A 12,009-nucleotide genomic window follows, 5' to 3' on the forward strand; every position below is an offset into this window, starting at 1 on the left:
GTTCGTGCGGCCGGCTGTTTTTGCTGTTTCATCCATTTTTGTGGGGGTGGCATTCTGCCAGGAACCTTCGCCCTGCGATTCCTTCGTGCGCCAGAAGGCGGTGGCAACTTTACCATCTTCCGGCAATGAACAGATCCCAGACCGCAAGCCTGCCAGGCCATGGCGACTGCGATCCGAGTTGCCGGGAAATTCTGCCACTACGTACCAGGGCGCTGCAGGAGCGCATGTTCCGGATTGGACAAGTCAGACTCGGAAGAGACCACCTGGCACCGTTGCTGATCGGCTTTCAGGGCGAGGCAATATTGTTCCGCTTCCCCCTGGCTGTTGAAACTCGTGATGTACAACTGATACCAGGATTGCTGACCTTCATCATCTTCCTCGATGCGGCCTTTGAGCCGCGGCTGGAGGCGGCGGCCTTCCATGAGTGCTGGATAACGACCGCGCAGATCACGCCAGGTCGGATCGATCGTCGAACGATGGTAGAAGCCGGCCAGCTCTACCTTCCAGAAGGCGTGCGCGCCGGCTTCCGAACCTTCGTGTATCGGAACCGGGATGTCTTTGGTCGTCCGTGGCAGTGGCTGGGTTGAACCGATCGTCGCAAGCTTGCCGGCCGCTGCTGGAGGCTCTGCCTTCAGTCCGCCACCCAGTGCCTGGAACAGGTTGATGTGGCCCTTATACCATTCCATTCGGATCTTCTGGTAGTCTTCCAGATAGCGGTGATAACTGCGCTGGGTTTCCAGCAAGCTCAGATAGTCGGTTCCCCCCACTGCGTAAACCCTGGTGGTGATATCCCAGGCACGGCGGGCGGCCTTGCTGGCTTCTCCTTGGGCGGTCAGGCGTCGTTCTGCCAGGCGAACAGCAGCCAGAGCGCTTTCCACTTCTTTCATGGCCTGGTAGAGGGTGCGTGCGTAGCTTTCCACCATCTCTTCCTGGACGGCTTGTGAGAACAGATGCTCGTTTCGCTTTCTGCCGCCATCGAAAATGCTGACCACCAGATTGTCCACGACATTCCAGAACAAGGTTTGGGGCTGGAACAGTTGCGACAGGGCAATGCCGCTGTAACCGATCTGGGCTGACAGGTCCATGGGGGGGAGAATGCGCGCCCGGGCGACGTTTACATCGGCATTCGCGGCCAGAAGCTGGGCTTCTGCGACGCGCACATCGGGCCGGCGCAGCAGCAGGGCCGAGGGCAGGCCGGGGGCCACACGCGGAATGGTCAGGGAGTCGAGTCCGTCATTGGAGAGACTGAGTTTGCCGGGGACCGTACCCAGAAGAAACGCCATGGCGCCAATGGCGTCGAGCCTTTGCTGTTCCAGGGTGGGAATGGTTGCGCGTATGGCGAAAATTGCCGCCCGTTGCTGCTCGAGTTCGGAAAGGGTGGCATCACCGGCCTTGACCCGTTTCTCGATGGTGGCCAGGGTTGTACTCAGCACTTCTTCGGTCTCGACGGCGATTCTGAGGCGATCATTGAGGGACAGGAATTCGACGTAGTGGGTAGCGAGGCTGGCCGTCAGATTCCTCTGGACGTTTTCCCGTTCATGGACGGCCCGCCAGAGCTGAAAATTGGCGGATTCCGCCAGAGCGCTTTGTTCGCCCCAGATGTCCAGCCGCCAGTCCGCCCGGATGCTGGCCTGATAGGTGCGTTGCGAAGTCCTGTTGCTGCTCACACTGGAGACGCCGCCAGCCGGAGCCGTTCCTACCGTCACGCCACCGGGAGACTGTTGCGCAATCACCAGGGGAGCAGAAAGGCCTGGATATTTACCCGCAGCGGCCTGGTCCGCCCTGGCTTTGGCCTGGACGATACGGTTCAGCGCAATCCGGATATCCGGGTTGTTGGCGAGCGCACGATCGATCAGGCCCTGGAGTTCAGGGTTCCCGAAGTCACGCCACCAATCGACCGGAGTGTTGGCAGAGGCTGCTTCCGGTGGGTTCGAGAGACCTGCTGCCGCGGGCGAAGCGGCGGTCTGCCCTGAAGTGGGCAAAGCGGTCCCGGTACTGGCCGCATCCTGGTACTGCGCGGGCAAGGAAACCTCGGGGATGCGGTAGCTGCCTGGCAGGCTGATGCAGCCAGTCAGTGCCTGTACACAAAGCAGGGTCCACAGCCCATGCCGTCCAGCAAGGTGCGACCTGTTTGAAGCTGCAAGCTGTTGATTCATGCGGTAAAGCAGTTGGCCTGTCCAAGAGAGCTGCGATCACCGGTTCGCAGCTCCCGCCGCCACCGCTCCAGCATGCGCGTTTGATGCGCCAGGAAAGGGTTGAATTATCGCTTGTATTGTGTAAATTTGAACGGGATTTTCAGCCTTGGTGGTGCGATGCAAAGGGATACGCGCTATAGTGAAAACCGGAGACCAAAGGCGCCGAACGGTTTCATGCCGATTTTCCTGAACGACAAGCGGCCGCCGCGGTTCGCACGGCAGGATGCCGGAACAGGATTCCGGGTGCAGGAGGGTCAAGTGGGCACAAGATATGAGATGGATGTGGTGGCATGGGCCAATGAACAGGCTCGGCTGATTCGTGCCGGTCGCTTTGATCTGCTCGACCTGGAGCATATTGCGGAGGAGATTGAGGATGTGGGCAAGAGCGAACAGCGCGAGTTGGCCAACCGTATGGCCGTCCTTCTGGCCCACCTGCTCAAATGGCAATACCAGCCGGATCGACGCGGTAGCAGTTGGGTCCGGACGATCAAGGAGCAACGCAAGCGTGTTCTGCTGCGACTGGAGGAAACTCCCAGCCTGTCAGACAAACTCAAGGACCCGAGGTGGTGGTCCGACGTATGGGCGGATGCGGTTTCTCAAGCCATCTCGGAAACCGGCGTGGATACCTTCCCGGACGAATGCCCCTGGGCCATTGCCGAAGTGATTGCTCCAGATTGGTTGCCGGTCTGACCGACTTTCACCGTTACTGTGAAAGTCGCGTCAGCAACTCACGAATCTCCCCTCCCCCCCTCGCGGGGGAGGGGCCGGGGGAGAGGGAAACGGTCATGACTTTCATGATCGGGGGTGCCTGGAAAAGTCATGACCGTTAGCCGCGATTATCAATAACCTGGCGTTCTTACGCCCGCTTTTGACCGGGAGAGACCATGCTCGACAACAAGACGATTCTCATTACCGGCGGTACTGGTTCATTCGGTAAGCAGTTCGTGAAAACCATTCTGGCGCGCTATCAGCCGAAAAAGGTCATCATCTATTCACGCGACGAATTGAAGCAGTATGAAATGGCGCAGATTTTTAATGTGCCGCAGATGCGCTATTTCATTGGCGACGTGCGCGACCAGCCGCGTCTCAGGCAAGCCATGGATGGGGTCGATCATGTGATCCACGCAGCGGCCCTGAAGCACGTGCCAGTCGCCGAATACAACCCGATGGAATGCATCAAGACGAATATATATGGTGCCGAAAACGTGATCCAGGCCGCCATCGCCGCCGAGGTGGAACAGGTGATCGCCCTGTCGACGGACAAGGCGGCCAATCCGATCAACCTGTATGGTGCAACAAAACTGGCCTCCGATAAGTTGTTCGTCGCAGCGAACAATATCGTGGGTTCCCGCCGCACGCGGTTCTCGGTCGTTCGCTATGGCAATGTGGTTGGCTCGCGCGGCTCGGTCATTCCCTTTTTCCAGAAGTTGCTGAAGCAGGGCGCCACCGAATTGCCGATCACGGATGAGCGCATGACCCGCTTCTGGATCACCCTGCAAAATGGGGTTGACTTCGTCATCAGGAATTTTGAGCGCATGCATGGCGGCGAGATCTTCATTCCCAGGATTCCGTCGGCGACCATCCTCGACCTGGCCAAGGCCATTGCTCCGGACCTGCCACTGAAGATCATCGGCATTCGTCCTGGTGAAAAGCTGCATGAAACCATGTGCCCAGGCGATGATTCCCATCTGACTCTTGAATTTCATGACCATTTCGTGATCAAGCCAGCAATCTCGTTCACCCTGCAGGCCGATTACAACAAGAATCGGCTGGGTGAGATCGGCCTCCCGGTAAAGGGTGGCTTTGAATACAGTTCCGGCACCAATCCCGAGTTCCTCGATGTTGCGGCCATTCGCGCGTTGATCGCACAGGGCCGCGAGAATTGATTCCCTACGGTCGCCAATCGATTTCCGAAGAGGATATCGCGGCCGTCGTGGCGGTGCTCCGTTCGGACTGGATCACGCAGGGACCCTGTATCGACGCTTTCGAACGCGCGCTGGCTGCGTATTGCGGCGTGGCCCACGGGGTGGCGGTGGCCAATGCGACGGCAGCGCTGCACATCGCCTGCCTGGCGCTCGGCGTCGGCCCTGGGGATCGGGTCTGGACCTCTCCGAACACCTTCCTGGCTTCGGCCAATTGCGCCCTGTATTGCGGTGCCCAGGTCGACTTTGTCGACATCGACCCGCTGACCTACAACATCAGCGTGGCAGCGCTGGAAGAGAAATTGCGACAGGCCAGTCTCGATGGTGTGCTGCCGGCGGTGCTCATCCCGGTTCACTTCGCAGGTCAATCCTGCGATATGGAGAAGATCGGAGCGCTGGCACGGCAATACGGATGCCGGGTGATCGAGGATGCATCGCATGCGGTTGGCGCCGACTACCAGGCCGGCAAGGTCGGCAATTGCGCCTATAGCGACATGACCGTGTTCAGTTTTCATCCAGTCAAGATATTGACCACCGCCGAAGGAGGAATGGTGATGACCAATAACGCGGCATTGCGCCAGGCATTGCAGCGTCTGCGGTCGCACGGAATGACACGCGACCCGGCCGATTTGCAGAACAAGAATGAAGGTGCCTGGTATTACGAACAGATCGAACTGGGTTACAACTACCGGATCACCGATCTCCAGGCGGCACTCGGCCTCAGCCAGTTGGCAAGTCTGGGCAAATTCGTGGCACGCCGGCGTGAACTGGCCGCGCGCTACGACCGGCTGTTGGCCAACCTGCCGTTGGGTTTACCGCTGCAGGCCGAATACGGCCGTTCGGCTTACCATCTATACCCGATCCAGGTTGCTTCCGGACAACGTCGTGTCGTCTTCGACGCACTCCGCGCCCAAGGCATCGGTGCCAATGTTCATTACCTTCCCGTCTATCTACAGCCCTATTACAGGATGCTTGGCTTTGGCATCGGGAAGTGCCCACAAGCCGAGCATTTCTACCGCGGCGCCATCAGTCTGCCCCTGTTCTATTCGATGACGGACGATGAGCAGGACCAGGTCGTGGCTGCGCTGTCGAACGCCCTGGCATGAAGCTGGCAATCATTCCGGCCCGTGGTGGCAGCAAGCGCATTCCGCGCAAGAACGTCAAACCGTTCTGCGGCAAGCCGATGATCGCCTGGTCGATTGATGCGGCACGCGCCTCCGGGCTTTTCGATCACATCGTCGTTTCGACCGACGATATGGAAATCTCCGCAGTGGCGAAGGCGTATGGGGCGGAGGTGCCGTTCATGCGACCGGCAGCCCTCTCCGACGATCACACCGGAACATCCGCCGTGGTCGCACATGCCATCGAGTGGTATCACGCGCAGGGCGACATGCCGGACCTGGTTTGCTGCATCTACGCGACCGCGCCATTCGTCAGCCCGGTCGATCTGCAACGGGGACTGCAAATGCTGGCTGACAGCGGTTCGGATTTCGCTTTCTCGGTCACCAGCTTTGCCTTCCCGATTCAGCGTGCCATCAGGCTGACGGAAGAAGGGCGGGTTCAGATGTTTCAACCCGAGCATTTCAACACCCGTTCGCAGGACCTGGAAGAGGCCTTTCATGATGCCGGCCAGTTCTACTGGGGGCGTGCCGCGGCGTGGATGGCCGACAAACCGATCTTTTCAACCGATGCAACGCCGGTGATTCTGCCCCGTCACCGCGTGCAGGACATTGATACGCCGGAAGACTGGGAACGTGCCGAGTGGATGTTCAAGGCGCTGCAGACACGATGACCCGGATGACCGGGCAAGAGATTTCCTTTCGCGTCGATGCCTCCCTGCAAATCGGCACGGGCCACGTCATGCGTTGTTTGACACTGGCCGATGCCCTCAAGGCCGCGGGTGCCCGTTGCCGTTTTATCTGCCGTGAGCACCCAGGCCATCTTCTTGACCTGATCCGGCAACGCGGGCATGCCGCGATTGCCTTGTCTGGCACGGTGGCGAACGCTTCGCCTGATTCCCGTGAACCCCCGTTTCAACTGGCGCATGCAGTTTGGCTTGGCGCCGACTGGTCTACCGACGCCGGGCAAACACAGACGGCTTTGCATGGTTTGGTCACGGACTGGCTGATCGTTGATCATTATGCGCTCGATGCTCGCTGGGAATCTGCGCTCAAGGCGACATACCGAAAGCTGATGGTCATTGACGACCTTGCCGACCGCGAACATATTGCTGATCTCTTGCTTGATCAGAATCTGGTCGATGGAATGGAAAACCGCTACCAGGGCAAAGTGCCCGGCCATTGTATCTGCCTGGTTGGCCCGCAATACGCCCTGCTGAGACCGGAGTTCAGCATGCTTCGGCCTGCCAGTCTTGCCCGGCGGAAAATGCCTGCTTTGAACCGATTGTTGATTTTCATGGGAGGCAGCGATCCTGACGATGAAACCGGAAAGGTCCTCGATGGGGTGATGCTGTCCAGAAAACCTTGGAAGCATATCGACGTGGTCGTCGGGGAAAGCTATTCCGCCCTGCAAACCCTGAAGGAAACCCTGGCGAACCTTCCTTCAGCGACACTGCACATCCAGACGCCCGACATGGCAAAATTGATGGCGGCCGCGGATCTGGCCGTCACTGCAGGCGGGAGCGTGACCTGGGAAAAATGTATCCTTGGATTGCCCAGTCTCGTCGTCATCCTTGGTGAAAACCAGCGCCCGACCGCTACGATGATGCATCAGCAAGGGGCTCAGCGAACTCTGGGTGTGGCCTCTGAACTCACTCCCGCCTATTATGCGCAATATCTGGAAGGAATGGTCGTCGATGAGTTGCCGACAATGATCGACTGTGCCAGCAAAGTGTGCGATGGTTCAGGCGTCGAAAAGGTATCAAGAATGATTCTTGGGGATGAGAAGCGCATATGAATAACAGCCTCTTGGCCATCGCCGGGCGGAGCATTGGCCCCAATGAACCCCCTTACTGCATCGCCGAAGTCGGCATCAATCATAATGGTGATCTTGGCCTGGCCAAACGAATGATCGAAGTTGCCAAAGAGGTCGGTGCCGATGCGGTCAAGTTTCAGACCTTTAAGGCGGAAGAATTCTGCGGCGATCCTGAACAGATGTTCACCTACCAGTCGCAAGGGAAAACCGTCACCGAATCCATGCGGGAAATGTTCAGACGCTACGAGTTCACTCCCGGGCAATGGCGTGCAATCAAGGTCCACTGTGATGTTGTCGGGATTACCTTTTTCTCGACTCCACAGAACCGTTCCGACCTCGATCTGCTGATGTCGATCGGTGTGCCGGCGATCAAGGTGGGCTCCGACGACTTCACCAACCTGCCGTTACTCCGGAGCTATGCCGCCGAGAATCTGCCGCTGATTCTTTCCTGTGGCATGAGTGATCTGGCCGAGGTGCACCAGGCGCTGGAAACGGTCGGATGGTTTTCCGGCAAGCCTCTGGTCCTGTTGCTCTGTACATCCCAGTACCCCACGCCTGCCCAGGACGTGAATGTCCGCAAGCTGACGACCCTGCAGCAGGCCTTTCCGGGCCTGCTGGTCGGCTTTTCTGATCACACGCAGGGTCCCCTGGCTGCCGCTCTGGCTGTCGCCCTGGGTGCACAAGTATTCGAGAAGCACTTCACACTGGACCATGATCTGCCGGGGCCGGATCACTGGTTTGCCGAAGAAAGCGAGGGCCTGCGTGAATGGATACAAATGATCAGGGGTGCGCACGAGAGATTGGGCAGCCCGATGATCATGCCGACGAAAGCCGAAAGAGCGATGCGCTTGCAGGCAAGGCGGAGCATCGTGGCATTACGAAACATTGAGATGGGCGAGGAATTGAATGCCGAGAATATCGGTTTGCGGCGACCCGGTGCCGGGTTGTCTCCAGAGCTGATTGATCGGGTGATGGGCCTAAGAGCAGCGCACCCGATCAAGAAGGGGAGCTATCTTCAGTTGACGGATATTTCAAACTAAGGATAAAAATGGTTACCAGAATCTTGTTCAATTATCCTGATTATGCTCTGACAGCCCTCGATGATCAGGATAAGGATCTGATCCTGAGATGGCGTAATTCCGAATCGATACGCCATTTCATGTATGAGATCAGGCCGATCACTCCGGAAGAACATGACCAGTGGTTTCGCAGGGAGTTGAATAATGAAAAATCCCGGCATTTCATGTTCAGGGAGAAAGGCCGGCCTGTAGGTTTTGTGTCCTTCACGGATATCAATGATCGTGATCGTCGTTGTGCCTGGGCATTCAATCTGTCGGATGAAAGGGAAGGTCTGCAGAAAGGACTCGGTGCGGTCATGGAATACTTTGCTCTCGAGTACGTATTTGAAAAAATGTCCATCGACAAGCTGTGCTGTGAGGTTCTGGATTTCAATACGGCAGTGGTTCGTCTGCACCAGCGCTTTGGATTCAACAAGGAAGGGTTTCTTCAGAAACATATCCACAGGGATGATGGAGTTTTTGGTGTAGTGGTGATGGCGCTCTTCCGGGAGGACTGGATGGGAATAAGAGGCGACATAGCAAAGACCTTGTTCAGCACTGACTAGCCTGATGGGGGTTGTTCTTTCTGCCCATCAGCCAGCCTATCTGCCATGGCTGGGTTATTTTGATAAAATTGCACGCGCGGATGTCTTCGTTTTTCTTGATACCGTGCAGTTCGAAAAGAACAGTTTCATCAACCGCAACAAGATAAAAACGGCACAGGGACCACAATGGCTGACCATTCCGGTCAGGGTCAAAGGGCATATTCAGGCATCACTTCGTGAAACCTTGACTGACGATATGCAACCCTGGCGCAGCAAGCATTTGAAGTCGCTGGAAATGAATTACCGAAAAGCGCCAAGATTCAGGGAGTGCTTTCCAATAATCGAACAGTTGCTGGCAACGCCGGAATCCAATCTTGCCGAGTTGTGCTGGCAGCAACTTCGATTCTGGGTGACGGAATTCAGAATGAACACAAGGATGGTTCGTGCATCGGAATTGCCGATTACCAGCAGAAAATCACAATTGATCCTGGATCTGTGCCAGCATTTCGGAGCAGAAAAATATCTGTCCGGCGCTTTGGGGAAAAACTATCTGGATGAGGATCGTTTCGCGGCTTCCGGAATAGCGATCGAATACCAGGATTTTCAGCATCCAACCTATCCGCAGTTATGGGGAAATTTCGAACCCTATATGGGCATCGTCGATTACTGGATGAACTGCGGTTCGGACATACACCCTGTTTTGATCGGGAAATCGCATGAGTTTTAGTTCTGAATGGGAGCAGCGTTACGCGGAAAGTACTCATCTGTCGGTATGGCCGTGGTCCGATGTGGTCAGTCTCGTCCATCGGCACCTCAAACCGGTCCTGGTGGCAGGCGGTGGGAGTGTTCTTGAACTTGGCTCGGGGGCAGGTGCGAATATACCCTTATTCATTTCTCTGAGTATGGACTATTATGGCATAGAGGGTAGTCCAACCATTGTGAGAAAGCTGCATCAACGCTATCCTGATCTTACAGAAAATATCATCAAGGCAGATTTCACAATTCAGCAGCCGTTCGCGCGAAGATTTGATCTCGTTCTCGACAGGGCTTCGTTGACCCACAACAGCACGGCGTCGATAAGAAGTGCATTGCAGATCGTTTTCGATGCGCTCAAGCCTGAAGGCCTATTTATCGGCTCAGATTGGTTTTCCATGAACCATAGTGATTTCTTGTCTGGCGAAGCCGCTGATGATGATTTTACAAGAACAGGCTACAGCAAGGGTCAGTTCACCGGGGTAGGAAAAGTCCACTTTTCCGATGCAGCCCATCTTCGAGATCTGTTTTCGAGTTTCGAGATTTTGTTCATGGAAGAGAAACTGATGCGACGATATGAGCCACAGGATAACCATCAGTTCGCCTCCTGGAACATCGTCGCCAGGAAGCCGCATGATTAGAAGTGTTCTGGTCGTTGCCGCTCACCCGGATGATGAAATATTGGGTTGCGGGGGGACCATGGCCAGGCATCTTGCCCAGGGTGACCATGTCCATGTGCTGATCCTGGCAGAAGGTGCCACCAGTCGTTCGGAGCAGCGTGACCGCACCGCAGCCGGAGAACAATTGTTGGTTCTCTCTGCAGCCGCCAGGGAGGCGCATGCTCGACTCGGATCGACCTCGCTGGCAATGCTCGATTTTCCGGATAACCGGATGGATAGCGTGCATTTGCTCGATGTGGTCAAGGCCGTGGAATCCCATTGCAGGAAGGCCGATCCGGACATCATTTATACCCATTTTCCTGGCGATCTGAACATCGATCACCGGATTACCAGCGAAGCCGTGCAGACTGCCTGCCGTCCTCAACCGGGAAACCGACTGCGTCAGGTCCTGTTTTTCGAGGTGCCGTCGAGTACCGACTGGCGCATGTCAGGGAACAGCGGTTTTGTACCGAACTATTTCTGCGATATTTCTCCGATGCTTGATCGCAAACTGGCCGCGCTCGGCAGCTATGCCCTGGAGATGAAGGATTGGCCACATGCACGCTCGATCGCGGCCTGTGAGCATCTGGCGAGATGGCGAGGGGCAAGTATCGGCGTGGCGGCAGCCGAAGCTTTCGTGGTGGGCCGGATGCTTGATACCCTGTTCATCACATGGAATGGATCGGCAGACTCGCAATGACCGTGCATTTCAAAACAGGGTCATGCCATCCTCGGGCTGTTCGCCTCCGCGCTCGTTTTTACCGGGTTCAAAGACCATGCCGGACGGCCCGGGATGCCTATCGCGTCCCTCGACAGGAACGTAATTGAAGCTTGAAACGTCCTATCCGCGGGCTTTTTCGATAAATGTCAAATAGCTATACCCCCAAAAATACCCCCATGCCTGACAGCCGACACGCTTTGAAGAGGGCTAAACACATTTCGTCGTGCCGGCGTTGAGCGGGTAAGTAGCGTTTTTCGCTATTTCGTATCGACAAACGACAAAGTCGACAAAGTCGACAAACCGGCTTAGGTCGGGCGGTGCTCGGTGACGATCGCCGGCAAGCGGTGCCAGGTCGAAGGCGAGGCGGCGCACTGGCGGCCGATCGGGCTTGCTGTGGTCTGCTGGTCAGGGTGTCGGGTTGCGGTCAGCAAGGCGAGCGTCGGGCGGTGCTTGGTGGCGATCGCCGGCAAGCGGTGCCAGGTCGAAGGCGAGGCAGCGCACTGGCGGCCGATCGGGCTTGCTGTGGCCTGGTCAGGGTGTCGGGTTGCTGGCCGTGGTGCTCAGTTACCGGCAGTTCGTCCGGGTCTTCGTTCTCTCGATTGGTGAAGCCTGCCGAGAGGCGACGACGGCGCCAGTGTCGGGCGGTGCTTGGTGGCGATCGGCTGGCAAGCGGTGCCAGGTCGAAGACGAGGCAGCGCACTGGCGGCCGGTCGGGCTTGCTGTGGCCTGGTCAGAGTCTCGGGTTGCGGGCAGGCAGCGGTTGCCGCTGGCGTGGTCAGTGTCGGGCGGTGCTCGGTGGCGATCGGCCGGCAAGTGGTGCCAGGTCGAAGACGAGGCAGCGCACTGGCGGCCGATCGGGCTTGCCGTGGTCTGCTGGTCAGGGTCTCGGGTTGCGGTCAGCAAGGCGAGCGTCGTGCAGTGCTTGGTGGCGATCGCCGGCAAGCGGTGCCAGGCCGAAGACGAGGCAGCGCACTGGCGGCCGATCGGGCTTGCCGTGGCCTGGTCAGGATCTCGGGTTGCGGGCAGCAAGGCGAGCGTCGTGCAGTGCTCGGTGGCGATCGGTTGGCAAGCGGTGCTAGGCCGAAGACGAGACAACGCACTGGCGGCCGGTCGGGCTTGCTGTGGCCTGGTCAGGGTGTCGGGTTGCTGGCCGTGGTGCTCAGTTACCGGCAGTTCGTCCGGGTCTTCGTTCTCTCGATTGGTGAAGCCTGCCGAGAGGCGA

General features: G+C 57.5%; 12 protein-coding genes. 10 read left to right on the forward strand and 2 right to left on the reverse strand.

The window, feature by feature from the left end:
• Positions 1–197: 197 nt before the first annotated feature.
• Positions 198–2,156 carry an efflux transporter outer membrane subunit gene (locus V5B39_RS13065; protein ID WP_332343330.1) on the reverse strand — a complete coding sequence of 653 codons (1,959 nt, stop codon included), beginning with the start codon at positions 2,154–2,156 and terminating at the stop codon, positions 198–200.
• A gap of 297 nt (positions 2,157–2,453) precedes the next feature.
• Here V5B39_RS13065 and V5B39_RS13070 point away from each other — a divergent pair, with 297 nt between their 5' ends.
• The 10 genes from V5B39_RS13070 (at position 2,454) to V5B39_RS13115 (ending at position 10,766) form a co-directional block, all read left to right on the forward strand.
• Entirely contained in the window at positions 2,454–2,885 is a 432-nt protein-coding gene (locus V5B39_RS13070; protein WP_332343341.1) for a DUF29 domain-containing protein, read from the forward strand.
• A 194-nt stretch (positions 2,886–3,079) separates the two neighbouring features.
• The gene (gene pseB / locus V5B39_RS13075; RefSeq protein ID WP_332343331.1) at positions 3,080–4,081 is read left to right on the forward strand and encodes a UDP-N-acetylglucosamine 4,6-dehydratase (inverting); all 1,002 of its coding nucleotides are present in this window, start codon (positions 3,080–3,082) and stop codon (positions 4,079–4,081) included.
• The gene (gene pseC / locus V5B39_RS13080) at positions 4,078–5,223 is read left to right on the forward strand and encodes a UDP-4-amino-4,6-dideoxy-N-acetyl-beta-L-altrosamine transaminase (RefSeq protein ID WP_332343332.1); all 1,146 of its coding nucleotides are present in this window, start codon (positions 4,078–4,080) and stop codon (positions 5,221–5,223) included. Before pseB ends, pseC begins: the two co-directional genes overlap by 4 nt.
• Entirely contained in the window at positions 5,220–5,909 is a 690-nt protein-coding gene (gene pseF, locus V5B39_RS13085; RefSeq protein WP_332343333.1) for a pseudaminic acid cytidylyltransferase, read from the forward strand. Before pseC ends, pseF begins: the two co-directional genes overlap by 4 nt.
• Complete coding sequence (gene pseG, locus V5B39_RS13090) at positions 5,906–7,033, forward strand: UDP-2,4-diacetamido-2,4,6-trideoxy-beta-L-altropyranose hydrolase (RefSeq protein ID WP_332343334.1); 1,128 nt, start codon at positions 5,906–5,908, stop codon at positions 7,031–7,033. The genes pseF and pseG overlap by 4 nt, the downstream gene beginning before the upstream one ends.
• Entirely contained in the window at positions 7,030–8,091 is a 1,062-nt protein-coding gene (locus tag V5B39_RS13095) for an N-acetylneuraminate synthase family protein (protein ID WP_332343335.1), read from the forward strand. Before pseG ends, V5B39_RS13095 begins: the two co-directional genes overlap by 4 nt.
• A gap of 8 nt (positions 8,092–8,099) precedes the next feature.
• A complete protein-coding gene (gene pseH / locus V5B39_RS13100; RefSeq protein WP_332343336.1) occupies positions 8,100–8,675 on the forward strand; it encodes a UDP-4-amino-4,6-dideoxy-N-acetyl-beta-L-altrosamine N-acetyltransferase in 576 nt (191 codons plus the stop codon).
• 4 nt (positions 8,676–8,679) lie between these two features.
• Complete coding sequence (locus tag V5B39_RS13105; protein ID WP_332343337.1) at positions 8,680–9,381, forward strand: WbqC family protein; 702 nt, start codon at positions 8,680–8,682, stop codon at positions 9,379–9,381.
• Positions 9,371–10,048: a class I SAM-dependent methyltransferase gene (locus V5B39_RS13110; protein ID WP_332343338.1), complete on the forward strand. Its 678-nt coding sequence runs from the start codon at positions 9,371–9,373 to the stop codon at positions 10,046–10,048. The genes V5B39_RS13105 and V5B39_RS13110 overlap by 11 nt, the downstream gene beginning before the upstream one ends.
• Positions 10,041–10,766, forward strand: a complete 726-nt coding sequence (locus tag V5B39_RS13115) for a PIG-L deacetylase family protein (protein ID WP_332343339.1) — start codon at positions 10,041–10,043, stop codon at positions 10,764–10,766. Before V5B39_RS13110 ends, V5B39_RS13115 begins: the two co-directional genes overlap by 8 nt.
• Positions 10,767–11,351: 585 nt before the next feature.
• Here V5B39_RS13115 and V5B39_RS13120 read toward each other — a convergent pair.
• A partial coding sequence (locus V5B39_RS13120) for a hypothetical protein (RefSeq protein WP_332343340.1) occupies positions 11,352–12,009 on the reverse strand: 658 nt, incomplete at its 5' end.

This window comes from Accumulibacter sp., assembly GCF_036625275.1.
Classification (GTDB): Bacteria; Pseudomonadota; Gammaproteobacteria; order Burkholderiales; family Rhodocyclaceae; genus Accumulibacter.